At 73.5% G+C, this 24,984-nt stretch carries 18 protein-coding genes; 5 read left to right on the top strand and 13 right to left on the bottom strand.

The features are described from left to right. The first annotated feature begins 30 nt into the window (after window positions 1–30). The 3 genes from VF289_RS18735 (at window position 31) to VF289_RS18745 (ending at window position 5,101) form a co-directional block, all read left to right on the top strand. Window positions 31–927, top strand: coding sequence for a GNAT family N-acetyltransferase (locus VF289_RS18735; RefSeq protein WP_330885882.1), 897 nt, complete (start codon window positions 31–33; stop codon window positions 925–927). A 10-nt stretch (window positions 928–937) separates the two neighbouring features. Continuing rightward, the gene (gene gluQRS, locus VF289_RS18740) at window positions 938–1,858 is read left to right on the top strand and encodes a tRNA glutamyl-Q(34) synthetase GluQRS (protein WP_330885884.1); all 921 of its coding nucleotides are present in this window, start codon (window positions 938–940) and stop codon (window positions 1,856–1,858) included. A 90-nt stretch (window positions 1,859–1,948) separates the two neighbouring features. Next, complete coding sequence (locus VF289_RS18745) at window positions 1,949–5,101, top strand: YhgE/Pip domain-containing protein (protein WP_330885979.1); 3,153 nt, start codon at window positions 1,949–1,951, stop codon at window positions 5,099–5,101. A gap of 91 nt (window positions 5,102–5,192) precedes the next feature. On the opposite strand, the gene VF289_RS18750 is transcribed toward VF289_RS18745, so the two are convergent. From VF289_RS18750 to VF289_RS18775, 6 genes are all read right to left on the bottom strand, one after another. Beyond that, window positions 5,193–7,889 (bottom strand): phosphotransferase, encoded by a 2,697-nt coding sequence (locus tag VF289_RS18750; RefSeq protein WP_330885886.1) that lies wholly within the window; start codon window positions 7,887–7,889, stop codon window positions 5,193–5,195. After that, window positions 7,886–10,006 (bottom strand): ABC transporter ATP-binding protein, encoded by a 2,121-nt coding sequence (locus VF289_RS18755; protein ID WP_330885888.1) that lies wholly within the window; start codon window positions 10,004–10,006, stop codon window positions 7,886–7,888. The genes VF289_RS18750 and VF289_RS18755 overlap by 4 nt, the downstream gene beginning before the upstream one ends. Continuing rightward, window positions 10,003–11,190 (bottom strand): glycosyltransferase family 4 protein, encoded by a 1,188-nt coding sequence (locus tag VF289_RS18760; protein ID WP_330885890.1) that lies wholly within the window; start codon window positions 11,188–11,190, stop codon window positions 10,003–10,005. The genes VF289_RS18755 and VF289_RS18760 overlap by 4 nt, the downstream gene beginning before the upstream one ends. Further along, entirely contained in the window at window positions 11,187–12,503 is a 1,317-nt protein-coding gene (locus tag VF289_RS18765) for a glycosyltransferase (RefSeq protein ID WP_330885892.1), read from the bottom strand. Before VF289_RS18765 ends, VF289_RS18760 begins: the two co-directional genes overlap by 4 nt. Next, on the bottom strand, window positions 12,493–13,782 hold the full coding sequence (locus tag VF289_RS18770) for a glycosyltransferase family protein (RefSeq protein ID WP_330885894.1): 1,290 nt from the start codon (window positions 13,780–13,782) through the stop codon (window positions 12,493–12,495). Before VF289_RS18770 ends, VF289_RS18765 begins: the two co-directional genes overlap by 11 nt. 192 nt (window positions 13,783–13,974) lie before the next feature. Beyond that, window positions 13,975–16,989 (bottom strand): ABC transporter transmembrane domain-containing protein, encoded by a 3,015-nt coding sequence (locus VF289_RS18775; RefSeq protein ID WP_330885896.1) that lies wholly within the window; start codon window positions 16,987–16,989, stop codon window positions 13,975–13,977. Window positions 16,990–17,327: 338 nt separating this feature from the next. On the opposite strand from VF289_RS18775, the gene VF289_RS18780 reads away from it, so the two are divergent. Further along, complete coding sequence (locus tag VF289_RS18780) at window positions 17,328–18,035, top strand: DsbA family oxidoreductase (protein WP_330885899.1); 708 nt, start codon at window positions 17,328–17,330, stop codon at window positions 18,033–18,035. Next, window positions 18,032–18,241 (top strand): hypothetical protein, encoded by a 210-nt coding sequence (locus VF289_RS18785; RefSeq protein WP_330885901.1) that lies wholly within the window; start codon window positions 18,032–18,034, stop codon window positions 18,239–18,241. Before VF289_RS18780 ends, VF289_RS18785 begins: the two co-directional genes overlap by 4 nt. Before the next feature lie 148 nt (window positions 18,242–18,389). Here VF289_RS18785 and VF289_RS18790 read toward each other — a convergent pair whose 3' ends face one another. The 7 genes from VF289_RS18790 to VF289_RS18820 all read right to left on the bottom strand — a co-directional run bounded on the left by VF289_RS18790 (window position 18,390) and on the right by VF289_RS18820 (window position 24,958). Then, on the bottom strand, window positions 18,390–19,340 hold the full coding sequence (locus VF289_RS18790) for a VOC family protein (RefSeq protein WP_330885903.1): 951 nt from the start codon (window positions 19,338–19,340) through the stop codon (window positions 18,390–18,392). A 122-nt stretch (window positions 19,341–19,462) separates the two neighbouring features. Beyond that, a complete protein-coding gene (locus VF289_RS18795; RefSeq protein ID WP_330885904.1) occupies window positions 19,463–20,704 on the bottom strand; it encodes a M20 family metallopeptidase in 1,242 nt (413 codons plus the stop codon). A 68-nt stretch (window positions 20,705–20,772) separates the two neighbouring features. Continuing rightward, window positions 20,773–21,462: an NUDIX hydrolase gene (locus VF289_RS18800; protein ID WP_330885906.1), complete on the bottom strand. Its 690-nt coding sequence runs from the start codon at window positions 21,460–21,462 to the stop codon at window positions 20,773–20,775. Window positions 21,463–21,576: 114 nt separating this feature from the next. Then, window positions 21,577–22,569: a class II fructose-bisphosphatase gene (gene glpX / locus VF289_RS18805; protein WP_330885908.1), complete on the bottom strand. Its 993-nt coding sequence runs from the start codon at window positions 22,567–22,569 to the stop codon at window positions 21,577–21,579. Between the two features lie 222 nt (window positions 22,570–22,791). Continuing rightward, entirely contained in the window at window positions 22,792–24,069 is a 1,278-nt protein-coding gene (locus VF289_RS18810; protein ID WP_330885910.1) for an MFS transporter, read from the bottom strand. A gap of 188 nt (window positions 24,070–24,257) precedes the next feature. Continuing rightward, the gene (locus VF289_RS18815) at window positions 24,258–24,617 is read right to left on the bottom strand and encodes a hypothetical protein (protein ID WP_330885913.1); all 360 of its coding nucleotides are present in this window, start codon (window positions 24,615–24,617) and stop codon (window positions 24,258–24,260) included. 212 nt (window positions 24,618–24,829) lie between these two features. Further along, on the bottom strand, window positions 24,830–24,958 hold the full coding sequence (locus VF289_RS18820) for a putative transporter small subunit (protein ID WP_330885915.1): 129 nt from the start codon (window positions 24,956–24,958) through the stop codon (window positions 24,830–24,832). Window positions 24,959–24,984 lie beyond the last annotated feature (26 nt).

Genomic DNA, 24,984 nt, shown 5'->3' on the forward strand with positions numbered 1-24,984 from the left:
ACCTCGGCCAAGCGCCTCACGGAGCAATCCGTGCACGACGGCGCGGTGATCCCGTCCCCGGATGATGATCGCCGCGCCGTCGGCATGTCCGGACAAGGCGGCGCGTCCGGGCAGGCAAGCGCGACGTCCGGGCAGGCACGCGCGACGTCCGGTGCGCTGGAGATCCTCACCGCCCGACTCCGGCTGCAGCCAGTCGCACAGGAGGATCTCGAGGAGCTCTATGCCCTGCACGCGGACCCCCGTGCCTTCGCCGAGGACCTCACCGCGCCGCTCACCGACCGCGCACAGATGCGCTGGGTGCTCCGCCGATGGCGCGAGAGCTGGGATCACCACGGGGTCGGCTACCTGACGGTGCGGGCGCGGGATGCCGCCGACGAGGAGGCGTCGTCCGGGGCCGCCAAGAGGGCGGCGCACAGGGCCGACGGAGGCACTGCGGGCGCGGTCGGCGACGGTGGCGACGCTGGGCTGCCGCCCGCTGTCGGTGATGCAGCAGCGGTCGGCACGCCGCCCGCTGTCGGCCCGCCCCTCCTGTGGCATGGGCTGCTGGGCGTCGTGGGCCTGTCCCCGCTCGAGCTCGAGGACGGCCCCGCGCTGAGCGCGTACTGGCGCCTCTCCCCCGACGCGACCGGCCACGGCATCGCCACGGAGGCGATGCGGGCCGTGCTCGCCTCCCCACAGCTCACCTCGCCCGCGATCACCACAGCGGAGCACTCCACCGCGGAGAACTCCACCGCGGGACTCTCCACTGCTGACCCTTCCACTGCGGGGCGGGGCGGCGACGGTGCCGAGATCGTCGCGGTGACCGCGGCGGGCAATCACCGCTCTCGCACCCTCGCCGCGCGGCTCGGCTTCACCCCCGCCCCACCGGAGCGGCCGGTGCCGGGAGGTCGCGAGGGCGATGTGCTGCTGATCCGCACCGGTTCCTAGACTGAGCGGCATGTCAGCCGCTCCGTCCACGCCCGGCGCCGGTCGCTACGCCCCCTCGCCCAGCGGGGACCTGCATCTGGGCAACCTGCGCACCGCGATCCTCGCCTGGGTGCTGGCCCGCCGCACCTCTCGCGCCTTCCACCTGCGGGTCGAGGATCTGGACCGGGTGCGCGAGGGCGCCGAGCAGCGCCAGCTCGATGACCTCGCGGCGCTGGGGCTGGACTGGGACGGCGAGGTGATGAGGCAGTCGGAGCGCGGCGCCGCGCACCAGGCGGCGATCGCCGAGCTCACCGCCCGCGGTCTGGTCTACGAGTGCTACTGCACCCGGCGCGAGATCCTCGAGGCGCCGAGCGCCCCGCATGCCCCGCCGGGTGCGTACCCGGGCACCTGCCGCGATCTCTCCGAGGCCGAGCGGGAGCGCGGCCGGGAGCGGATGCGCGAACTGCGGCGAGCTCCGGCAGTGCGCCTGCGCGCGGAGGTCAGCTCCTGGCGGGTCCAGGACCTGTGGGCCGGGGAGGTGACGGGGCCCGTCGATGACCTGGTGCTGCGCCGTGGTGACGGGGTGCTCGCCTACAACCTGGCCGTGGTGGTCGATGATGCCGCGGCGGGTGTGGACCAGGTGGTGCGGGCCGATGACCTGCTCAGCTCTGCCCCGCGTCAGGCGCATCTGGCCCAGCTGCTGGGCCTGCCCGCCCCCGAGTACGCGCACGTCCCCCTCGCCGTGAACCGCGAGGGCGCGCGCCTGGCCAAGCGCGACGGCGCAGTGACCCTGCGGAACCGGCTGGCGCGAGGGGAGAGCGCGGCGCAGGTGGTCGGCAGGATCGGAGAGTCCCTGGGGGTGGCCGGCTGTCGCACCGCCGCGGACATCCTCGAGCGCTGGGATCCCGCGACCCTGCCCTCGGATCCGTGGATCGTGGATCTGCCCGGCTGAGCCGCCGGACACCCCGCGCGCGTCTTCTGCGCCACACTTGTTACCAATCAGTAACTAAACTCGATACACAGATGTATCGTCGCCGCCGTGATGCGATACCTCCTTGCACTCCTGCGTGCCCTGATCTCCCTGCCCGGTGCCGTCGGGCGGGCGGTCGGCCATGCCCTGCGCGCCGCCGGGGAAGCCCTCGGAGCCGTCGGCCGCGTCCCCGCCGCCGTGGGTCGCGGGGCCGCCGCCGTCGGCCGGGCGACCTCCGCCACCGGGCGCGGGGCGCTCGCCCTGCTCCCCGGGGAGTGGAAGAAGCCGATCGCGGCGCTGTTCGTGGTCGGCCTGGCACTGGTGCCCGTCATCTACTCCGGCACCATGACCTGGTCATTCCGCGACCCGAGCCACAACCTCGACCAGATCACGGCCGCCGTGGTGGACGAGGACGACGGCGCGAGCACCACCACGGCGGACGGCGAGACGCAGCAGCTCGACGTCGGCGCGGAGTTCACCGACACCCTGCTGGAGAAGGACGAGGACACCGTCTTCCACTTCGTGAAGGCCTCCCCCGCCGAGGCGCAGCGCGGCCTGGAGGACGGCACCTACGGGGCGAGCATCCGGATCCCCTCCGACTTCTCCGCGTCCGTCGCCTCCCTCGGCGGCGACGCCGAGCAGGCCGCGCCCGCGCTGCTCACCGTGACCACGAACGACTCCGTGAACTACGTGGGCGGCAACTTCACCAAGTCGGTGGGCACCGCGCTGACCTCCGCCCTGCGCGAGAACGTGCTCGAGGAGTACCTGGACAACGTCTACGTCGGCTTCACCAGCATCCATGACGGGGTCGCGGAGGCGGCCGAGGGCGCGGGCGATCTCTCCGAGGGGTCCGACGACCTCCACGAGGGCACCGGCGATCTGCTCACCGGCTCCCGCACCCTGGCTGACGGCACCGGCCGTCTCGCCACCGGGGCCGGCGAGCTGAGCTCCGGCGCCACGACTCTGCACCAGGGCGAGCTCGACCTGGTGGTGGGCCTCGGCGAGCTGAGCACCGGGGCGGACGCCCTCGAGCAGGGCACCGGGGAGCTCGCAGACGGCGCCGGGCAACTCCACAGCGGACTGGTCACCCTCGACGAGAACGGGCAGCCGCTGCGCAGCGGGGCCCGGACCCTCGCCGACGGCACCACCCAGCTCGCCACCGGCGCCTCCGATCTCGCCGGCGGCGCGGGCCAGGTCGCCGACGGGACGCAGCAGCTCGACACCACCGTCGGCACCGCCCTGGAGCGGGCGGAGGGGCTGGGCATCGACGAGCAGAGCGTCCAGCGCACCAGCGAGGACCTGCTGACCGCCATCGATGCGCTCGAGGCGGCCGCCGGCGATCTGCCGGGACAGCTCGAGGGGCCGACGGGCGATGCCGGCACCCTCTCCGAATCGGCCACCACCATCGACGGCGCCGCGACGGGCCTGGACGAGGCGGTGCAGTCCCTCGCCACGGGCGCCGAGGACCGCACCACCGATGCCCGCACCCTGCAGGAGGGCGCCGCCACCATCGGCGAGGACGCCTCCGCCCTGGACACCGCGGTGCAGGACACCGAGCGCGCCACCGAGACCGCCGCCCAGAGCGCCACCAGCTCCGAGGAGAGCACCCGCGCGTACACCGAAGAAGTCGACGACCTCGCCGCCCGCTGCGCCGACTCCGGCGCCGACGCCGCCTTCTGCGAGGAGCTCTCCGGGGTCTCGGAGGGCTCGTCCGGGGTGCGGGAGGACGCCACCCGGGCGGCCGACGATGCCGGCGAGGCGGACCGGCTCGCCACCACCGCCGCCGGCACCTCGAGCACGGTCGCGGACACCGCGACGGGCATGACCGGCGCGGCGGACTCCCTGGTCCCCTACCTCGAGGACCTCACGACCACCACCTCGACGCTGGCAGAGGACTCCGCCGCGCTCGCCGAGGACACCGGCCCGCTCGCGGAGGACACCACCACCCTCCACGACGACCTGACGACGCTGCGCCAGGACGCGGTCACCGCTGCACCCTCCTCCGAGCCGGGGACGGACGCCTCGGACCTCGCCGGGGAGCTCGCCGAGCAGGCCCGCACCGCTGCCGCCGCCCTGCCCGAGGCGCACGCCGTTCTCGAGCAGGGCGCACGGGACGTGCACCGGCTGAACACCGGTGCGCAGGAGGTCTCCAACGGGGCGGAACGCCTCGCCACCGCCTCGGAGACCGCGAGCACCGGGGCCACCGACCTCGCCGGCGGCCTCACCCGCTACACCGACGGGGTGGGCACGGCCCGCTCGGGCGCCGAGCAGCTCGCGGCAGGCAGCGGGAAGGCCGCCGAGGGCGCCTCACAGCTGGCGACGGGGGCCTCCGACGCCCGGACCGGGGCGCAGCGCCTCGCGGACGGCTCCGGCGAGCTCGAGACCGGTGCGCAGGAGCTCGAGACCGGTGCGGGCCGTGCCGACCAGGGCGCCGAGGACCTCGCCGAGGGTGCGGTCTCGCTCGAGGACGGTGCCCGGCAGCTCTCCGAGGGCTCCACCGAGCTGCACGAGGGGCTGGCCGATGCGGAGCAGGACGTCCCCTCCTACACGGAGGCCGAGGGAGAGCAGCTCGCCGGGGTGGCGGCCGACCCGGTGCAGATGAGCTTCGAGCGCGAGCACGGGCTGGACCGCTTCGGCGAGGGCCTGACCCCGCTGTTCCTGGCGATCAGCCTGTGGGTGGGCGGCATGTCGATCTTCCTGATGATGCCGCCGTTCTCGCAGCGGGCCGCCGACCGCGGCGCGGGTCCGCTGGGGCTGCTGGCCGGAGGTCTGCTGCCCGCGCTGATGCTGGGCCTGGTGCAGACCGCGATCGCGGTGGGGACGCTGCACCTGGCGGTCGGGATCTCGATGGCGCACCTCCCGCAGCTGCTGGGGGTGGCGGCGCTGACCTCCGCCGTGTTCGTAGCGCTGAACCACGGCTTCGGCGCCCTGTTCGGCCCGGTGGGGAAGTTCGTGGCGCTGGTGCTGATCGCGCTGCAGATCTCCGGGGCGGGCGGCACCTACCCCACCCAGACCCTGCCGCAGTTCTTCCGGGTCATCCATCCGTACCTGCCGATGACCCATGCGGTCGATGCCTTCCGCGGGACGATCGGCGGCGGCTGGCGGGATCCTGCGGGTGACCTGCAGTGGCTGGTGGCCTGGATGATCCTCGGGGTCGCGCTGGGGCTGGCCGGGGCCGTGGCCGCCCATCGCCGGGCCGCGGGCTCGACGGACCTGCCCGGATGAGGTCCGTTCCGCCCCTGCCCGGGCCTGAGGCTCCGCGACGCGGCGGCGCGGACGGGCTCTGCGCCGCCGCGCGCAGCGCCGGTGCCCGTGCCTATGCCTGTGCCGGTGACCGGTCGAGGGTGGCCGCGAGGGCGCGCGCCGCACGCCTCCAGCGAGGTCGGAAGGCGTAGACGCAGGCGAGCCGGGCGATGGTGCCGGACTCGTAGGCGGCGAGCGCCTCCGGATCGATCCCGCTGCGCGCGGCGACCCGGTCGATCTCCTCACGCACCACATCGGCCTGCTCCTCGGACCACAGCCCCTGCAGCGCGCGCCAGGTGGCGTGAGCGCGCAGGTTGGCGGCATCCAGGGCAGGGTCCCCGAGCGCGGCGGTGTCGACGTCCAACAGCGCGGGCGGCTCGCCGGGCCGCCACAGGATCTGCTTGTCGTGCAGGTCGCGATGGAGCAGTGCAGGGCTCTCGAGCGGCCCGAGCCGGGCGAGCCCTCGCGTCGCCGCGACGACAGCCCGTCGGCGAGTGCGGGTCCCCTCGGGGTCGACGGCGTCGGCGCGCTCGGCCCAGGCGCTCAGCACCTCGGCCTCGGCAGCGGCGTCGTGGAGGGGCGACTCGGCGCCGTGGGCCGAAGGCTCCGGGCCGCCTGCATCGCCGGTGCTGGCCGCGCCGCCGGTATCACCTGCACCGGAACGCGCGCGAGAGCGGCTGACCGCGGCGGACCAGGCCTCCAGGGTCTCGCGCCAGGCGCGCCGCCAGGTGCCGTCCTCGACGGGCAGTCCGTCGTGCAGCAGGTGGCCGGCCATCTCCGTGAAGGTGACGGTGTCCTCGTCGGCGGCGACCACCTGGGCGGTGCGGAACGGGCCGGTGAACTCCGCGGCGCGGGCCGTGGCCTGGAGCAGGCGGTCGGTGCGGCCCGGGCGGACGATCTTCACGAAGCGGACCGTGCCGTCCTCCTCCCGGGTGCGGACCACGGCGCGCTTGCCGGGGCGGTGGGAGACGAGCGCGGCGTCCGGATGCGCGGCGAGCACGCGGGCGAGGCCCGGCAGGCGCGGGTCGGTGCCTGCCGGGTGCACGGTGACCTGCCCGCTGGCGGCGTCGAGCCGGGCCGCGCGCAGCCGTGCGGACCCGGGCCCCGCCGCGGGGTCCTCGAGCTCGAGGGGCAGGCCGCGGCCGTCGTCGGCCCAGGCGCGGCGCACCATCAGCCACCGCTGCTCATGCGCGACCTGCGCAGGGACGAGCGGTGCCTGCGAGCCCGCTGCACCCGCCTCGACGGCGGGCGTCGCGGCAGCGGGTGCTGCGGCGGTCGATGGTGCAGCAGCGGGTGGTGCGGCGCTGGGGGTCGCGGCGCTGGTCGCGGAGGTGGTGGTCGCTGCAGTGGGCATCGCGGCGGTCACGGCCGTGGAGGTCGCTGTCGCTGCGGTGGCGGCCGTCGCTGAGGTGGAGGACCCGGTGGCGGCGGTCGCGGCGGCGGGAGTCGCGGCGCTGAGGGTCACGGCACTGGGGGTCACGGCAGCGGGGGTCACCCCAGTGCGCATCGCCGCGGGCAGCGGCAGGCGCTCGGGGTGCTGCAGCACGGCGTCGGCGAGCGCGAGGCGCTGCTCGACGGCGGGGAGCCAGTCCCCGCCGTGGCGGCGCATCGGGTCCAGGGCCGCGGCGAGCAGTGCCCGCGCGGTCCATGCCGCGAGCTCCTGCACCGAGGGCAGCCGACGGCGAAGGGAGTATCCCTCGAGGAAGGCGGCGGCCTGCTCCTCGACGCCGCTGAGCAGGCAGGACGCCATCCAGGAGCCGAGGTCGGCCCCGGCCGGGCCGAGTCCGGAGCGGTCCAGGTCCACCACGCGCAGCGGGAGTCGACCCTCTCCGGGCAGTGCCGTCTCGTCCACGGAGACCAGCACCTGGTCGGGCGAGAGATCGCCGTGGATCAGCACGTGGGGGGCGCCTGCGGGCAGCGCGTCCCGCAGCCGGTCCGAGAGGCGGTCGACGGCATCTGCCCGGTGGGGCAGCAGATCGGCGATGGCCGCGGTGGCCGTGGGGACCAGGCCACCGACACGGGCCTCGGGCAGCTCCCGGCCCGTGAGATCCGCCGAGTGCAGGCGGGCCATGACCCCGCCCAGTCGGGTGGCCGCCGGCATCGACAGCGGGTGGGAGGCGAGCGCGGCGAGATCGCCCTGGCCCCATCGCTCGCCGACCAGCACGGCACGGCGATCGCGCCAGCGCCGCTGCTCGAGGGTGGGCAGGCCCAGCTCGCGCCAGTGGGTGGCGACCTGCAGCAGGCCGTCCAGCGGTCGCGCCGCCACGCGCAGCACGTCGCCGCTGTCGGGCAGGAGGAGCACGGCGTGGCGCTCGGGGTTGTAGCTCAGAACCCGCGGGGCGGCGCCGCGCTCACGGTGCTGGATCCGGTGGACCTCGCCTCCGAGCTGTGCGTCGCTGTCCAGTCCCCCGCTGAGGAGGAACGGGCCGGACGTCTCCGAGGCCGGGGTGTGCTCCTGGAGCGTGATCCCCCGACGGCCGGCGCGGCGCAGCAGGTTCTCGCGCTTGTCACGGGAGTCGACCAGCACCGCCCAGCCGATATCGCCCAGATCCGTGCCCATCGCACCGGGCCGCTCCACGGTGGCGCGGTACGACACCCGCACCGAGGCGCCGGGTTTGATCCGCACCCGGTCCAGGGTGACCTCTCGCCCCAGCAGGGTCGACAGCCGTGCGCTGTCCAGGAGCTCGGCGGCGCCGGGCAGCCGGGCATGGCGGCACAGCAGCTCGAGCGGGGTCTCGACGGGGCTCGCGGCGGGCATGGTCGTGGTCATCGCAGGGCCTCCTTGGCAGTCGGCGACGCGGGCGAGAGAGCGGAGTCGGGCGAGGACGGCGACGGGGACGTCGCCGCGGGTGCCGCCGCGGGCGCTGCCGCGGAGGTGATCGGCCCCTCCTCGTCGGCGCGGCGCTGTTCGACGATCCAGCGCGAGTAGTGCGAGTCGGGATCGGCGGCGAGCTCGGCCGGGGTGCCGTCCTCCAGGATCCGGCCGTCCTCGAGCCACAGCACCCGGTCCAGGCCCGCCACGGTGGTGGCGTCGTGGGTGATGGACACGGTGGTGCGGGAGCGTGCCAGCTCGCGCAGGGACTCATTGACCTGGGCCTTCGCGGCCGGATCGAGTCCGGTGGTGGCCTCGTCGAGCACCACCACGGGGGCACGGCGGATCATGGCCCGGGCGATCGCGATGCGCTGGCGCTGCCCGCCGGAGAGGGTGTCGCCGCGATTGCCGAGCACGGTGTCATAGCCCTCGGGCAGGCTCGAGATGAAATCGTGCGCACCGGCACGGCGCGCGGCCTCCTCGATCTCCGCGTCGGAGGCGTCCCGTCGGCCGAAGCGGATGTTCTCCCGCACCGACTCGGTGAACAGCACCGACTCCTGCGGCAGGATCGCGACGTGGCGGCGCAGTTCCGCGAGGCTCACCGAGCGGGTGTCGAAGCCGCCGATCCGGATCCGGCCCTGCTGCGGCTCGTTCAGGCGCAGCAGGTAGGAGACGAGCGTCGACTTCCCGCCGCCCGAGGGGCCGAGGATCCCGACGTGCTGACCGGCGGGGATGCGCAGGTGCAGGTCGTCGAAGAGGGGCCGGCCGTGACCGTCGGGCGAGGTGATGGCGGAGAACTCGACGGTGCCGCGCACGTGGCGCATCGGCACCGGGCGCGCGGGGTCGGCGATCTCGATCTCCTCGTCCAGCAGATCGGCGATGCGTTCTCCGGAGGCGGAGGCGCGGGCGATGCGGCCGGTGTACTTGGCCATGTCACGCAGCGGCTTCATCGCGATCTTCAGGTAGGTCAGGAAGAGCACCATGTCGCCGGGGCTCATCGCGCCGCGCAGCACCTGCAGGCTGCCCACCACCAGCACCGCGCCCTGGGCGATGCCCACCAGCACGTCGGTGGCGCGTTCGAGGCCGGCGGCCAGCTTCTTGGCCTTGACCCCGGCCTTCATGGCCTTCTCGTTGCCGCCCGCGAACTCGTGGGCGACGGTCTTCTCCAGGCCGTAGGACTGCACCACCCGGATCGCGCCGAGCGCCTCGGCGGCGGCGCCCACCAGCGACCCCTCGCCCTTCCGGGTGCTGCGGGAGGCGCGCACGATCTTCGGGGAGGAGCGGCGGGAGAGCAGGAGGTAGCCCAGGCCCGTGACGACCACGATGCCGGAGAGGAAGGGATCCAGGATCACCATCACCACCAGCAGCACGGCGAGGGTGATGACGTTGCCGACCAGCGGCAGACCGGCGGTGACGGCGACGTCCTGCAGCCTGCCCACGTCCCCCACCAGGCGCTGGGAGGTGTCGCCGATCGAGGCGCGGGAGTGGTAGCGCAGGGACAGCGCCTGGATGTGGTCGAAGACGCGGGTGCGCAGCTCGGTGGCGATGCGGGCACCGACCTTCGCGAAGGAGATGGTGGCCAGGTAGTTGGACCCGGCACGGCCGGCGATGATGATCGCGAGGCAGATCGCGGCGGCGATCACCGTCTGCTCGATGTTCAGTCCGAACGGCGAGGCGTCGGAGGGCAGGTTCGCGCCGAGCGCCGCGGTGACCGCGTCGACGGCGTACTTGAGCGGCCAGGGCTCCAGCACCCGGAAGGCGACGTCCAGCAGCAGTCCGACCATGCCCACAAGGCACAGCAGCAGGTGGCGCGGCAGGTGGGGGCGGATCACATGGAGCGTGCGGCGCAGGGCCGACGGGTCCAGGCGCTCCTTCTTCGGGACCGACGAGCTGCCCAGGAGTCGGCGCAGGCGGGAGGGGGTCTCGTCGCGCGCAGCGTCCCGGCCACGCGAGTCCGCGCCACGGGAGTCCGCATCGCGGGCGTCCGCATCGCGGGCGTCCGCGCCCTGGGTGTCCGCATCTCGGGCGTCTGCGCGGCGCGCGCGGCCGGTGCGGGAGGTGCCGACGGCCATCATGCGCTCACCCCGATCGGGGCACCGGCTTCCAGGCGGGCCAGCAGCGCACGACAGCGGATCCGCCAGTCGTGCTCGCGCACCGCTGCCGCACGGGCCGCTGCGGCGAGATGAGCACGGTGCGCGGGATCGGCGGCCAGCTCGTCGAGGGCGTCGGCGAGCTCGGCGACGTCCCCGGGCTCGACCAGCACACCCAGCTCCCCGCCCACGAGCAGGTCGGGCAGGGTGCCGATCGCCGACGCGATGGTGGGCAGGCCCGCGGCGAGGTACTCGTAGACCTTCAGCGGGGAGAAGTAGTGCTCCCCCGCCGGGTACGGGGCGACGGCGATGTCCAGGCCGTGCAGGAACGCGGGGACGTGCTCGGGCGCGACGGCGCCGCGGAAGCGGACCCGGTCGGCGATCCCGAGCTCGTCGGCGAGCCGCTCGAGCTCCTCCTGCTGGGGGCCGGTGCCGCAGATGTCCAGGCGCAGGCGCGGGCCTGTTCGGGCCAGCGCCCGCAGCAGCACATCGGTGCCGTGCCAGGGCTTGAGGGTGCCCACGAAGCCCACGGTCACCGGGGCATCCGGCGCGGCATCTGCTTCCGCCACCGTGACCGGTCGCGGGGCAGGAGTGATGCGGGTCGTGTTCACGCCGTTGGGGGTGACGACCACACGTGCGGGGTCGGCGCCCTCCTCGCGGGTCCACGCCGCGACGGTCTCGCTCACGCAGGAGACCAGGCTCGCACCGCGCAGCTGGGCTCGGGTGGTCGCCCAGGCGCCGGCCTCGTCGGCCAGGCTGCGGTGCTGCCGCTGCTCGGCGATCAGCGGCGCGTTGACCTCGAGGATCGAGGGAATCGCGCGGTCGCCGGGCGCTGCGGGCTCCGTGAGCCGGGCGGCGGTGTCGGAGAACAGGGAGTAGCGCTCGTAGACCAGGTCGAAGTCGCCCGCGGCGATCTCCTCCGCGATCGCGGCGGAGGCTGCGGCGACGGCCTGCTCACGCGCGGCGCCGCTGCCCTTGGGCAGGCGATGGCGGCGCACCTCGAGGTCGGCGAGGTCGGCGGGGACGTCATCGTTCACGCGGGTGCAGAAGACGGTCACGTGGTGGCCGTCGGCCCGCAGCGCGCGGATGACCTCCTGGACGTGGACGGAGGCACCCTTCGTGCCGAACACTCCGATGCCGGGGTCGAGCAGGGCATAGGCGATCCTCATGACAGCGTCCTTCCGGCAGGGGCGGTGGGCCGGAGCGTCTGCTCGCCCCGCTGCAGCGCGGAGAGCTCGATCGGCTCGGTGCGGATGGTGCGGTGCGCGGAGCGCTCGGCCAGGGCTCGCAGGCGGAGGGACTGGGAGCGGGAGTCGTACTCCGCGGTGACCAGCTCGCGGGCGGCGTCGGTCAGGGCCTGTCGGTCCGTGGCCGGGTCCAGAGCCTCTCGGACCGCGCCGACCAGCGCTGCGGTGTCACCGGTCGGGACCAGCCAGCCGGTGCGGCCGTCGAGGATCACCTCTCCGACAGCGGTGACGGAGGCGGCGACGCACGGGATCCCGGTGGCCATCGCCTCGAGCAGCACCGTGGGCAGACCGTCGGCGTTGCCGTCGGCCCCGATGACGAAGGGTGCCACGAAAAGATCAGCCTCCTCCAGCAGGTGGCGCACCTCCTCCTGGGTGCGCGGGCCCAGCAGGCGCACCTGCTGCTGGAGGCCGAGCTCGTCGATCCGGGCGGCCAGCTCCTCGCGCAGCGGTCCGTCGCCGACGATCTCGGCACGCACCTCTCGTCCCTCCTCGCGCAGGGCGTGGACCACATCGATCAGCTGGTCGAAGCCCTTCTTCTCCACCAGACGGCCCACACCGAGCAGCAGCGGGACCTCGGCGAGGTCCGTGCGCCCCCGGTAGGGGAAGCGCTCGAGCTCGAGGCCGTTGCGCACCAGCTCCAGTCGGTCGGTGTCCCGCGCTCCGAAGCGGGAGCGCAGGTGGCTGCGGTTGTACTCGCTGATGGTGACGGCATGGTCGGCGTCGCGCAGCTTGCGGGCGAGGTCCTCGTCCTCCACGTCGCGGTGGAAGATGTCCTTCGCATGGGCGGTGAAGGAGTAGGGCAGGTCGGTGAGCAGCGCCGCGAGGCGCGCGACCGTGGTCGCCATCGAGGCGAAATGGGCATGCAGATGGGTCACCCCGTGCTCCCGCGCGAGCATCGCGACGGTGAGCGCCTGCTCGGCGTCGTCCACACCGGCGCCCACCAGCTCGTGCAGCTGCGCGGACACGCTCCCGGCGAGCTCGGGGTCGGCCATCGCCGCACCCCAGCGCTCCCACAGCCGGCGCGGGCTCGAGGAGCGGCCCACCTGGATGACGGGAGCCTGCACGCGGGCGAGCTCGGGGTGGAATCGGGCGTCGATCGGCGGGCGCAGGGAGAAGATGACGATCTCCTCGCCGGCGGCCTCGCGGGCCAGGATCTCCGAGACGATGAACGTCTCCGAGAAGCGGGGATACATCTTCAGCACGTACGCGATGCGATGGGGACGGTCAGCCGACATGGCGGGACACCTCCGAGTGGGCGGGAACAGCTGTGGGGCCAGCAGTGTGAACAGCGGCAGGACCGGTCGTGCGGAGGGCAGCGGCGGCGGTGACGGCGGCTCCCGTGACGGCGGCGGGCAGCAGCTCGGCGGCGAGCCGCGGGACGAGGCCGAGACCGTCGAGGTCGAGGTGGCTGCGGTCGGTGCGACCGGTGACCGAGCGCGCCCACCAGGCGGAGAGCTCCTCGGCCCGGAGGAACTCGGGATCGCAGGTCTCCACCGCACCGACGGCCGCCAGGGCGTGGGCACGGCGCGGCTGCTCCTGGCGGCGGCGGGTGCGGGGGACGACCAGCGCTGGAGTATCCGTGGCCATCACCTCGGCCATCGTGTTGTACCCGCCCATGCACACCACCGCGGCGGCCTCGGCGATCAGCTCGGGGACGTCCGAGGCGCTGCGCACCACGGTGGTGGCATCGCTCGTCCGCGCGGCCACCTCGCGGATCTCGGCGATGTCCTCGGCGGGCATCTGCGGACCGGTGATCAGCAGGTGCCGGTGACCCTCGGGCAGCGAGGCGCTCGCGGCCAGGCGGGCCAGCTCGGCGCCGTCGGAACCGCCGCCGAGCACGGTGAGGACGTAGGGCGGCGGCGGCTTCGGGGACATGAGCTCGGGGTTCGACGGGCGCCCGGCGGGGCGTCCGTGGGAGAGGTAGCCGGTGAGGGTGGCGAGACGGGCGAGAGCGGGCGGCAGCTCCCCGGTCAGGCGCGGGTCGTAGACGTTGCGGTCGCCGTAGACCCACACCGCGTCGAGGTGGGAGGCGACGTGCTCGGCGCCGCCGAGGGCGTCCCATTCGGCAGCGGCCACCCGCGGGGTGTCCAGCACCTCGCGCAGCCCCAGCACGGTGGCGGTGCCGCGGGCGCGGAGGTTCGCGAGCACGGGGCGCAGCTCGCCATCGATCCCGAAGGGGTGACGGTCGGCGATGAACAGGTCCGGCTGCAGCGCGGCGAGGGCGGCGTCGATGGTGGCGCTGCGCAGATCCCGCAGGGCGTCGGCCTCCATGCCGAGACGGCGGGCGCCGTACCCGGCCCGGGTGCGGGTCATGCCCGGCAGCACCAGCCAGTCCCAGCCCTCGGGGAGCGGATCTCGGGAGGCGTCGGGGTGGCCGGCGATCAGCAGCCCTCCGACGCTTCCGCCGGTCAGGGCCGGCAGCTGCTCGGCCAGTGCGTAGGCGAGTGCCCGATTGCGGCGGGAATGCCCCAGCCCCACGGAGTCGTGGGAGTACAGCGCGATCGTGATGTCCATCGGGCTCTCCTGATCATTCGGTGACGATCAGAAGAATGACGAATGACGGTGAGGTGACGATGAAGAGCTGATGAGGACCCTCTCATCGCCGGATCACACTGTGATTCTGCGCACGGACACCCGCAGTGACCTGCGGCGACGCCCGGTCCTGGAGGGACGGGCCCCGGCGGCGTGCTGCCGCAGGGCGACCGGTCAGCGGGAGGCGAGGTCCGCGGCGTGGAGCCAGGAGGACAGCCAGCTGTCCGGATCCTCGGCGAGCGGCGCGGGCGCACCGTCCTCGGCGAGATCTCCGCTCTCGAAGCACAGCACCCTGTCCGCCGCGAGGATCGTCTCCCGATCCCGGCTGCTGATCAGCGTCGTGCGGCCGGCGGCGAGGACGTCGAGGGCGCGGCGCACGTCCTCGCGCTCGGCGTGGGCGAGGTCCTCGTCGGCGCCGTCGAGCACCACCACGGGAGCCTCCCGCAGCAGGGCCCGGGTGATCGCGATCCGGCGTCGCTGCCCGTCGGAGAGGCCGGCCCCGCGCCGGACGAGCACGGTGTCGTAGCCATCGGGCAGCAGGGTGATGAACTCATCGGCGCCGGTGCGCCGGGCGGCCTCGAGGATCTCGTCGTCGCTCGCCTCCGGGCGGCCCACCCTGATGTTCTCCCGCACCGTCTCGGTGAAGAGGGCGGATTCGCGCTGGACGACGGCGAGCCTGCTGCGCAGATCCGCCACGGCCAGGACTCGCGTGTCGAAGCGGTCCAGCAGCACCCGGCCGGTGTCCGGCTGATCGAAACGCTGCAGGTAGGACAGCAGTGCGGAGGCCTCCGCCCCTTCGCGGCCCACGAGCGCGACATGCTGCCCCGCGGGGATGACCAGGGAGATGCGGTCGAACAGCGCGCCGTGCGCCCCCGTGGTGCTCAGCGCGGAGTAGACGACCTCTCCGCGCAGGCGGTCGATGCTCTGGGTGCGGCGGGGCTCGGTGGTCTCGACGCGGCGCGCGAGCAGCTCGCCCACGCGATCGGCCGCGTGACGGGTGCCGGGCAGGGCGACGGCGAGGCGGGTCACCTCACGGGCCAGGCCCACGGCGAGCAGCACGTAGGCGATCACCATGGTCAGCTCACCGGGGGTCATCGTGCCGGAGGTCATCCGCCAGCCGCCGATCAGCAGTGCGGCACCCACTCCGAGGCCGGCGATCAGCTGGGTGAGGAATCCGCCGACCGCGCGGGCGCCGCGGTCGGTCGCCCGCGACCGGGCGGCGCGGGTGCCGAGCGTGCCGAGGCTGCGCCCGGCCCGCTCCTCGAGCCCGTAGGACTGGATGGTGCGGGTGGCGGCGAGCAGCTCGTCCGCGGTCTCGGTGAGCGCGGCCTCGTCCGCTGCGGCGGCCGCCTCCGTACGGCGTTCGCGGCGGAGGGTCCAGGCGGAGGCCAGGGCCGCGAGCCCGGCGGTGAGCGCGGCGACCGCGGCGGCGATCGGTTCGACGACCAGCACCACCACGAGCAGCGAGGTGAGTGCCAGCAGGCCGGCGAGGAGTCGCGGGCCGATCTCCGCGACGAGGTCCCGGAGGTGGGCGACGTCGTCGATGAGCGGGCGGGTGGTGCGCGCCGGGTCCTCGAGGTCACGGCCCGGGCTGAGGCGGTGGAGGTGGCCGAGGAGCCGGCCGCGCAGGTCGGTGGCGGCGCGGCCGCCGGCCCGATTCAGGACGGAGGCCGAGAGTGCGCGCAGGCCGGCCTGCAGGGCCACCAGTCCGGCGAAGATGCCGGCGGCGGTGAACAGCGCGACGGTGGGCTCGGCGCCGATCCCGTCGGGAGCGGTGCTCCCGGCGCCGGCCACGGCGAGCGCCGCGTCGACCGAGTACTTCAGCGGGAAGGGCAGGGCGACCAGCATCCAGACGCCGAGCACCAGCGTGACCATCCCGAGCACGAGCGCCGGGCGGTGAGCCTGCAGGTGAGGGCTCATGAGGTCGAGGGCGCTGCCCAGGCTGCCGGGGTTCCGGCGACCCTGCTCGGCGTCGGTCCCGACCTGGGTCTCGGTCTCGGTCTCCGGGGCGCGCTCTCCCGACTCGGGAGCACGGCCGACGGGCTCGGCAGCGCGCTCGACAGGCTCGGGAGCACGGTCGGTTGACTCGGAAGCACGGCCGACGGGCTCCCGTCGAGCATCCTCGCGGGGGCCGATCTCCGTGGTGGAGGACTCGGGGCGCATCGGGACCGGGAATCCCGGGACCGGGAACGCCCGGGGCCGCGTCTGTGCGGCGGCGGGCGCCGGGACGTCGGCAGACGGCGGGACGTCAGCAGATGACTGTGCGGTGGCAGGTGTCGGGACGTCGGCAGCTGACGGGGCGGCGGCAGGTGACGAGGCCGCGGCGGAGTCCTGCCCCTCGTCCGTGACCACGTGCCAGCGCTCACCGGACTCGGGGTCGGAGCTCTCTGCCGACGCAGATTCCTCGGGCGCCGGTGTCTCCGCAACGGGACCGAGGGAAGCCTCCACCGGCTCCGTGCTCTCCGTCAGTTCCGTCGGCTCCGTCGGCTCCGTACTCTCGGTCAGCTCCGTGCTCTCCGTCGGCTCGTCCGCGGAGGGCACGGGGTCCTGCACCCAGGCGTCGGCCGTTCGTGCCGGCTGCACGGGAGGAGCGGCGGCCTCGTCACCGCTCTCGGTGACATCCTCGACGTCCTCGCCGATCTCGTCGCCGCCCCTTTCGACCTCGCCGCCGCTGTGAACGGCATCGCGCTCGGCAGGTCGGCGGAAGGGCCGCTGGGACGGCGTCCGGGGTGCCTTCCGCAGGCGGAAGCCCTCCGCCTCCGAGGTGTCGCTCGGCTGGGCCCCCGTCTCGTCACTCCCCTGGTCCTCGGCCGGGTCCGTCGTCAGGTCCTCGTCCGTGGCACCGGTGCCGACCGGCGCGTGGCGCTCGGCTTCAGCCGCCTCGGACGCGAGCCCCGCGTCGGGCTCCATGCGGTGGGCGTCAGGATCAGGCGCCACCTCGTGGGCGACAGGATCAGGCTCCGCCTCGCCCACCGCTCGCGGAGAGTCGGACACGGGCCGCTCTTCGGTCTCGTCCGGGACAGAGGGGGTCCCGCTCGCCACCCAAGCGTCCCCGCTCGCCTCGTCGGACCAGGCCGGGGGCGCTGTCCGTCGCTTCGGGCTGCCGATCTCGATCCAGCTCGGCTCCTCCGCGTCGGCCGGTGCTGCGGCGGGCTGCACGGGATTGTCGGGGGTGGCGTTCGCGTTCATGCGCCCTGTTCCTCCTGGCATCGTGCGGCGGGGTGGTCAACGGTGGTCATGGCTGTCCTGAGGAGTCGGAAGGCGGTGCCCCGACGCAATCGGGACCGGCACCATCCAGTGTGGCACCGCTCGGAGCATTCACCCCATCCTGGCCGGAGGCGGTGAACGGAGGGTGAGACGACGATGAGGAATCCCTCAGCCACGCAGCGGCACCAGCGCTCCCGCCGCGGCCCTGCGCCGGAAGCGAAACCCCGGCTCGCCCCTGCCATCACCTCACCCCACACAGTACAGTTTTCAAGGAACCCGGTGGGCGACCGCCGGCCCCATCCACGACGGAGGAGCACGCGATGACCCAGGCCCCCACTTCCCAGGACGACTCCACGGCGCCGCTGATCACGGTGGACGTCTGGACCGACGTGGTGTGCCCCTGGTGCTACATCGGGGAGTCCCGCCTGCACGACGCGATCGAGGCCGAGGGCCTGACGGGCCAGGTCCACATCCGCGCCCATTCCTTCGAGCTGGATCCCACCTCCCCCACCGACTCCGTGAAGGACAACATCGCCCACCTGGTCGAGGCCAAGGGCATGGACGAGGCGAAGGTGCGCGAGATGGAGGCGCAGATCCAGGAGATGGCGAAGGAGATGGGTCGCGAGTACGTCACCGGGCGCCCGATGGCGAACACCCGCGGTGTGCACCGCGTGATGCAGGCGCTCGGCGAGGCGCACGGCATCGATGCGGCGACCGGCTTCTTCATGGAGCTGCAGCGCGGCTACTTCACCGGCACCGCAGATCCCTTCGAGGCCGAGGCGGTCATCGCCCGCGCGGTCGAGGCGGGACTGGACGAGCAGGTCGCGCGCGACGCCCACGCCGGGAAGACGCATGACGAGAAGGTCGAGGCAGAGGTGCGCGAGGCCGCCTCGATGGGTGCCCGCGGCGTCCCCTTCTTCCTCTTCAACGACAAGTACACGGCGCCCGGCGCACTGCCGGAGGACGCCTTCCGGCAGGCGCTGCGCCAGATCGCCGACGAGGCACGAACCGAGCGGGCCGAGGCATGAGCCCGACGCACCGCGCCGACGGCCCCGCCGCCGGGGCAGGCGCCGCTGCAGTCGATGCTCCCGAGGCCGACGCCCTGACGAGGGACGCTCCTGCGACCGAGATCCCGATGCCGGACTCCCCTGCCACGCTGACCTCCCTCAGCTCGCTGCTCGGCGGCACCGTCGAGGGCGGCGCGGCCTGCGCGGCGGACGGCACCTGCGACTGACAGCACCTGCGACGGACGGTGCCCGCGGCTGACGGCCTGCGGAAGCGGTCCCTCCGCCGGCCCGCATCCCGACACAGGACGAGCCCGGAGGCACCTCGGCGGTGCCTCCGGGCTCGTCCTGTCGGCGGGCAGAGCGGCCCGGCCGGGGTCAGCGGGCCAGCAGCTCCTCGGTAGTGGTGCCCGGCAGGCTCAGGGTGACCGGGGTGCCCCACGGGTCCTTCACGGAGACGGAGCGGCCTCCGTCGGCGAAGGCGATGCCGGCGCGGGTGAGGCGTCCGGTCAGCGCGTCGAGGTCCTCCCGGGCGGGGAGGGTGATGGCGACGTCGGCCAGACCGAGGCCCGCCGCGCGGGGTCCGGCGCCGCGGCTGTTCCAGGTGTTCATCGCGACGTGGTGGTGGTAGCCGCCGGCGGAGGCGAAGAGGGCGCCGGGGTGGGTGCCCACGGTGGTCTCGAAGCCGAGGGTGTCGATGTAGAACGCGCGCGCCGCGTCGACGTCGCCCACCTGGAGGTGCACGTGTCCCACGATGCCGGGCCGGATGCCGGGGTCGGTAGCGACGTCCTCGGTGAGGTGCTCGGTCAGGTAGGCGTTGGGGTCGATGTACAGGGTGTCCATGGCGACCTGGCCGTTGTTCCACTGCCAGGTGTCGCGCGGGCGGTCCCAGTACAGCTCGATGCCGTTGCCCTCGGGGTCGGCGAAGTAGAAGGCCTCGGAGACGAGGTGGTCGCCGGTGCCGGCGAAGCGCGAGCGCGGGTCCTGGGCGGCGCGGAGCACGGTGCCGGCGAGCGCGGCCTGGTCCTCGAAGAGGAAGGCGGTGTGGAACAGGCCCGCCTGGGAGGGATCCACGGCGGGCAGCCCCGGGGTGGCCACGAGGCGCACGAAGGGGACGCCGCCGCGGCCCAGCACACGGTGGACCTCGCCGCCCACACGCGACTGCTCCTCGATGGGTGCCAGCGCCAGGGCGTTCTCGTAGTAGGAGCTCATGAGCTCGAGGTCGCCGACGCGCAGGGTGACGGCGTCCATGGCGAGATCGTCGGAGAGGTGCCGTTCATCGATGGCGTCGCTCGGCGAGCCGGGAACGGTCTGAGACGAGGAGGTCATGACGGGCCTTCCGATCGGTGGTTGATGGCTCAACTCTCCCACAACGTAGTTGCTTGTTCAACCACTTGTGGGTGTGGTCCGCGTCATGACGGGATCGTGCCCAGGTCAGCGGCGGCGCCCGCTCACTCCTGGCGGTTCTCCTCAGCCGGCTCCGCTGCACGATCCGGCTCCGACGCGCGGGCCAGCTCTGCGGCGCGAGCCAGCTCGGCGGCGCGGGCCAGGACGGCAGCCCGGGAGCTCGGAGTGGTGGCGATGTCCCGGATCACGCCCGCCATCGCGATCGCGGCATCATCCATCAGGCGGTACCCCTCGGCGGAGTCGGCGTGGGCGGCGAACTCACGGGTGTGCAGGGCGCCGTGGGCGCCGGTGATGCCGACGAATGGGTGCAGCGAGGGCACCCGCTGGGACACGTTGCCCATGTCGGTGGACGCCGCCATGACGCCGAGCGAGCCGTTCAGCGGCCGGCCCCGCCGCTGCATCGCCGCGTTCCAGGCGGTGCCGAGCACCTCGTCCTGGAGCAGCGGCTCGTAGACGGGCTCGGTGGCGGTGATCTCGAGAGCCGTGCCGGTGGCCAGCGCCGCCCCCTCGAAGCAGGCCTGCAGCTGCTGCCACAGGGTCTCGAACTCCGGCATCGTCAGCGCCCGGCACTCGACGTCGATCACGGCGGTCTCGGGGACGATGTTGGTGACCCCGGACTGCTGGGGCACGAGGGCCAGGCGCTGGCCGTCCTTGATCCGCTGCCGCAGCAGACCGGCGGCCACCTGGGCGATCACGGCCGCGTCGTTGGCGTTGATGCCGTCGGCCGGATTGGCGGCGGCGTGGGCGCCGCGCCCGGTGAAGGTGGCGCGCCAGCGGCCGACGGCCTGGCTGGTGGAGCCGAGCACGTCATAGGTGTCGGTGTGCGGGGTGGGGTGGCTCATCAGCGCCAGGTGCACGCCGTCGAAGACTCCGCGGTCGATGAGCAGCTGCTTGCCGCCGCCGTGCTCCTCCGCCGGCGTGCCGATGACCTGGAGCGTCACGTCAAGAGCGGCGAGCTGCCCGGCGAGCGCGAGGGCGGCTCCGAGCGAGGCACCGGCGATGAGGTTGTGCCCGCAGCCGTGGCCGATGCCCGGCAGCGCGTCGTATTCGACGCACAGCGCGGCGACCAGGGAACCGGTACCGATCGTGGCGCGGAAGGCGGTGGGCAGCTCCGCGATGCCGCGCTCGAGCACGAAGCCGGCATCCTCCAGCAGGTCCGCGCAGCTCTCGTGCGCGCGATGCTCCTCGAAGGCGGTCTCGGGATCGGCGTGGATCCCGCGGGCCAGGGCGTGCACCTCCTCGCGGCGAGCGGCGAAGGCGGCGAGCAGGGCGGCGTCATCGGTCACGGCCCGATCCTGCCACGGCGCGACGGCGGCAGCGGGCCGGCACGGCGCCGTCGGGGTGACGGCCCTGCTCAGTCCCCGGAGCGCAGCAGCGGCGGCATCAGCGAGCTGCCGGTGCCCGCGCGGTACAGGCGCGCGGGGCGTCCACCGGTCGGGGCCGCATGGCGGTCCAGCTCCTCGAGGAATCCCTCGGTGCGGGTGGCCTTGCGGTGGAAGTTGCCGGCGTCCAGCGAGGTGCCCCAGACGCTCTCGTACACCCCGCGCAGCTGGGAGACGGTGAACTCCTCGGGCAGGAAGGTCACGGCGAGGGTGGTGTACTCGAGCTTGCTGCGGGCCCGTTCGAGGGAGGCGTCGAGCACGGTGGAGTGGTCGAAGGCCAGCTGGACGTCCGCGAGCTCCTCGAGCGCCCACCAGCGGGCGTCGGCCACGTCCTCGCCGCGCAGCGGGTCGGGGAGATCCGCGCCGAGCGCCATGAAGGACACCGAGACGACATGTCCGCGCGGGTCGCGCCCCGGAGTGCCGAAGGTCCGCACCTGCTCGAGGTGGACGGCGCCGCTGCCGAGCGACGCCTCGTCGGCCAGCACCCGATAGGCCGCGCCGTCGAGGTCCTCCCCGAGCTCGACGAAACCGCCGGGCAGTGCCCAGGCGCCCCGGTGGGGGTCGTCCTCCCGCTGGATCAGCAGGACGTTCAGCGCACCGTCCCGGAGGGTCAGGACCGTGAGGTCGACGGCGACATGGATCTCTGGTGCGGAGGTGGCCATGTGTCCAGAGTATGCATGGTTCTGGTCAGCGTGACTCCAACTGCAAGACGACTCACACGCCGCTTCCGCGCGCCGACCGCCCGGTCGCGCCGCTCCGACACCGGCCCGTCGAGGTCAGTTCTCGAGCCAGCGACCCCACTTCTCGGGCCGGTGCTCGGCCTGGACGATGCGCACGGTCCCGGAGGCCGAGCGCATCACGATCGACTCCGTGAGGATGCGGTGGTGCTGATAGCGCACGCCCTTGAGCAGGTCGCCGTCGGTGATGCCGGTGGCGGCGAAGTAGCAGTTGTCGGAGGTGACCAGATCATTCGTGGTCAGCACCCGGTCCAGGTCGTGGCCGGCATCCAGCGCCTTCTGCCGCTCCTCGTCATCGGTCGGGGCGAGCCGGCCCTGGATCATGCCGCCGGTGGCCTTGACGGCGCAGGCGGCGATGATGCCCTCCGGGGTCCCGCCGGTGCCCAGCAGCATGTCCACCCCGGCGCCGCGGGCCGCCGCGATCGCCCCGGCCACGTCGCCGTCCATGATGAACTTGACCCGGGCGCCGGCCGCCCGGATCTCCTTCACCAGCGACTCGTGGCGCGGGCGTTCGAGAACGCACACGGTGACCTGGTGGACGGGCTTGTCCAGCGCCTTGGCCACCAGCTTCACGTTCTGCTCGATCGGCAGGCGCAGGTCCACGAACTCGGCCGCCTCAGGCCCCACCACCATCTTCTCCATGTAGAACACGGCCGAGGGGTCGTACATGCTGCCCTTCTCCGCGACGGCGAAGACGGCGAGCGCGTTGTTGTAGCCGAGCGCCGTCAGGCGGGTGCCGTCGATCGGGTCGACCGCGACGTCGGCCCTCGGCCCCTTGCCGTCGCCCACCGACTCGCCGTTGAACAGCATCGGGGCCTCATCCTTCTCCCCCTCGCCGATGACGACGGTGCCGTCCATCCGAACGGTGTCCATGAAGGAGCGCATCGCGTCGACCGCGGCGCCGTCGGCCCGGTTCTTGTCGCCGGCGCCCACCCAGCGGCCACCGGCGATGGCGGCCGCCTCGGTGACGCGCACCAGTTCGAGGGCGAGGTTGCGGTCTGGGGCGGAGTCGGTGGGTGCAGGGGTGGTCATGGGGGCTCCCTCGGAACGAGTGCGGGGCGGAGACGGGGACCGGGACCTGCCGGATCGAGAGGCCGATCATTGCCTGACGTGCCTCTCGACTCTAACCGACCCCTGCCCCGTCCGGGCGGGAGCACAGGAGGACGGGCTCGCGGCTCCTGAGCGGGAGGCGCAGGCCCGTCCTCAGCAGTGGAAGCGGCGGGGAGAGCGGAGCGGGAGGGAGCGGCCGACCTGCTACTCGCGCGTCCCGTCGGCCGCGGGCCGCACCGATCTCAGGTGCCACAGCCACATCGCCCCGCCCAGCAGGGCGAAGCCGAGCGAGGTGAGGGCGAGGGTGTGCAGGCTGGTGGTGACCAGCGGGGCGACCGCACCGGCGAGCAGAGCGTTGAGCATCAGGCCGAAGAAGGTGCCCAGTGAGGCGGCGGCGCCCCGCTCGTGCGGGAACAGGTCCATCACCTCGAGCTGGATGGGCGCGAAGACGAGAGCCACGGCGAAGGCGATGAGCATCGGCCCGAGCACCGCCAGCAGCAGCGACCAGTGCAGCCCTCCGGTGAACGGTGGGGCGAGGGAGACCAGCACCAGGTTCACCACCGCCGCGACGACAGCCCCGAGGAACCCGTACGTGATCAGCCGGGACCGGTCCATCAGCTCCGCGGCCCGGCCCACCACCCACGCCCCGCACAGCATGCCGAGGATCAGCGGGACGAACAGCACCCAGAAGTCCTGCTCCCCCAGTCCCAGCAGGTTTACGACGAACAGCGAGGCGCCGACGACGAACAGGAACTGGGAGGCGAACACGAAGGCGGAGGCCGAGGCGATGCGCAGCATCACCGGGGAGCGGCCCACGTGCAGCAGGGAGCCCAGCAGCGAGCTGACGCGCAGCGGTGTGCGGGCTTCGGGCGGGAGGGTCTCCGGCAGGGCGAGGGTCAGCAGCAGCACCGCGACGGCGTAGAGGCCGACGCCGACGAACACCCAGCGCCAGTCGCCGAGCAGCAGCAGCCAGCCGGCGAAGATCGGCGCGAGCGCGGGGGCGACCGAGAAGATCATCATGATCTGAGCCATCAGCCGCTGCGCCTCGGCACCGGAGAACATGTCGCGGATGACCACCCGGGAGACGATCGTCGCCGCGCCCGCGCTCATCCCCTGCAGCACGCGCAGCAGCACCAGCGAGCCCAGGCTCGGGGCCAGCACGCTGCCCACGATGCCGATCAGATAGATGACCAGCCCGCCGATCATGACCTTCTTGCGACCCAGCGCATCCGAGAGCGGTCCGTGGAAGATCGACATCACGGCGAAGGCCGCCAGGTAGGCGGAGACCAACTGCTGCAGCGCGACCTCGTCGGCCGCGAACTCCTGCCCGATGCGGGTGAAGGCGGGGAAGACGGTGTCGATCGAGAACGGGCCGATCATCGCCAGCGCCGCGAGGGTCAGAGTGATCCGTGCTCCGGCGCGCCGTCGCTCAGGGGCAGGAGGGACGTGGGAGGCGGGCAGAGGCGTGGTCACTGGTGCCATGGTAGGCACCGCCCACCCGGGAGTCACCGGCGTCCCAGCCAGTGGGCCTGCACGGTCCTCGACTGCTGCCGCGCGCTTGGTCGCAGGGTCCACGATCAGGTCAGCGGAGTTCGCGAAGCAGGTCAGCAGCGCCCGTCGAGCAGGTCAGCAGGGCTCGTCGGGCAGCTGAGCAGCGCCCGTCGGGCAGCTCAGCAGGGTCCGCCGAGCACGCCGAAGCCTCGCAGCAGGTGGATCACCGCGAACACCACCAGCACGCCCGCCAGTGCGTACACGACGCCCGGGTGCACGGGGTGGCTGAAGGGGCGGCTCCGGCGCCGGGCGATGCCCAGGCCTCCGCACAGCAGACAGGCGACCGCCACCAGCATCGCGCCGTAGTCGACGTAGCTGCAGGACTGGATCTGGCCGTTCACGGTCGAGGTCGCCAGGGAGGTGATCTTGACGAAGAACCCCAGCAGGCCGATGCCGAGCCCCACGTACAGCGAGGTCGGGACATCGCGCGGCGACATCGTGGTGGGAGGCAGCAGGGGCTCGGAAGGCTGGGCCGACATCTGAGGATCCTTGAGGGAGCGAGGAGGGAGGGGGAGGAAGGGATCTGGGCGAACACCCCTCCCCCTTCGACGAATCTCCCCCCAGCCTCCCCCGCCGGCGACGGAACGTCGATGGGGAGGACTCCGTGGGGAGTCCTCCCCATCGGGGCGAGGTCGTCGCGGCCGGGCGGCCGAGCACTCGGACCAGCCTGGGCAGCCGGCGCAGCCAGGGCTCAGATGATCGGGCGGCCCTCGTCGCGCGCTTCCTTGGCGTCCTTGGCGAAGCCGCGGACGATGGTGACCAGGATGCCGAGCACGAGCACCGGCCAGATCAGCACGTAGGCGGTCAGCAGAGCGGTCATGTCGTCTCTCCTCTCGAGAGGTGCGG

Source organism: Brachybacterium sp. (genome assembly GCF_036379615.1).
In the GTDB taxonomy this organism is placed as follows: domain Bacteria; phylum Actinomycetota; class Actinomycetes; order Actinomycetales; family Dermabacteraceae; genus Brachybacterium.

What these genes read in the sequence shown, in the direction of transcription:
- gluQRS (WP_330885884.1), top strand. Translation starts at nt 938, where the DNA reads ATGTCAGCCGCTCCGTCCACGCCCGGCGCCGGTCGCTACGCCCCCTCG.
- VF289_RS18745 (WP_330885979.1), top strand. Translation starts at nt 1,949, where the DNA reads ATGCGATACCTCCTTGCACTCCTGCGTGCCCTGATCTCCCTGCCCGGT.
- VF289_RS18750 (WP_330885886.1), bottom strand. Translation starts at nt 7,889, where the DNA reads ATGACCACGACCATGCCCGCCGCGAGCCCCGTCGAGACCCCGCTCGAG.
- VF289_RS18755 (WP_330885888.1), bottom strand. Translation starts at nt 10,006, where the DNA reads ATGATGGCCGTCGGCACCTCCCGCACCGGCCGCGCGCGCCGCGCAGAC.
- VF289_RS18760 (WP_330885890.1), bottom strand. Translation starts at nt 11,190, where the DNA reads ATGAGGATCGCCTATGCCCTGCTCGACCCCGGCATCGGAGTGTTCGGC.
- VF289_RS18765 (WP_330885892.1), bottom strand. Translation starts at nt 12,503, where the DNA reads ATGTCGGCTGACCGTCCCCATCGCATCGCGTACGTGCTGAAGATGTAT.
- VF289_RS18770 (WP_330885894.1), bottom strand. Translation starts at nt 13,782, where the DNA reads ATGGACATCACGATCGCGCTGTACTCCCACGACTCCGTGGGGCTGGGG.
- VF289_RS18775 (WP_330885896.1), bottom strand. Translation starts at nt 16,989, where the DNA reads ATGAACGCGAACGCCACCCCCGACAATCCCGTGCAGCCCGCCGCAGCA.
- VF289_RS18780 (WP_330885899.1), top strand. Translation starts at nt 17,328, where the DNA reads ATGACCCAGGCCCCCACTTCCCAGGACGACTCCACGGCGCCGCTGATC.
- VF289_RS18785 (WP_330885901.1), top strand. Translation starts at nt 18,032, where the DNA reads ATGAGCCCGACGCACCGCGCCGACGGCCCCGCCGCCGGGGCAGGCGCC.
- VF289_RS18790 (WP_330885903.1), bottom strand. Translation starts at nt 19,340, where the DNA reads ATGACCTCCTCGTCTCAGACCGTTCCCGGCTCGCCGAGCGACGCCATC.
- VF289_RS18800 (WP_330885906.1), bottom strand. Translation starts at nt 21,462, where the DNA reads ATGGCCACCTCCGCACCAGAGATCCATGTCGCCGTCGACCTCACGGTC.
- glpX (WP_330885908.1), bottom strand. Translation starts at nt 22,569, where the DNA reads ATGACCACCCCTGCACCCACCGACTCCGCCCCAGACCGCAACCTCGCC.
- VF289_RS18810 (WP_330885910.1), bottom strand. Translation starts at nt 24,069, where the DNA reads ATGGCACCAGTGACCACGCCTCTGCCCGCCTCCCACGTCCCTCCTGCC.
- VF289_RS18815 (WP_330885913.1), bottom strand. Translation starts at nt 24,617, where the DNA reads ATGTCGGCCCAGCCTTCCGAGCCCCTGCTGCCTCCCACCACGATGTCG.
- VF289_RS18820 (WP_330885915.1), bottom strand. Translation starts at nt 24,958, where the DNA reads ATGACCGCTCTGCTGACCGCCTACGTGCTGATCTGGCCGGTGCTCGTG.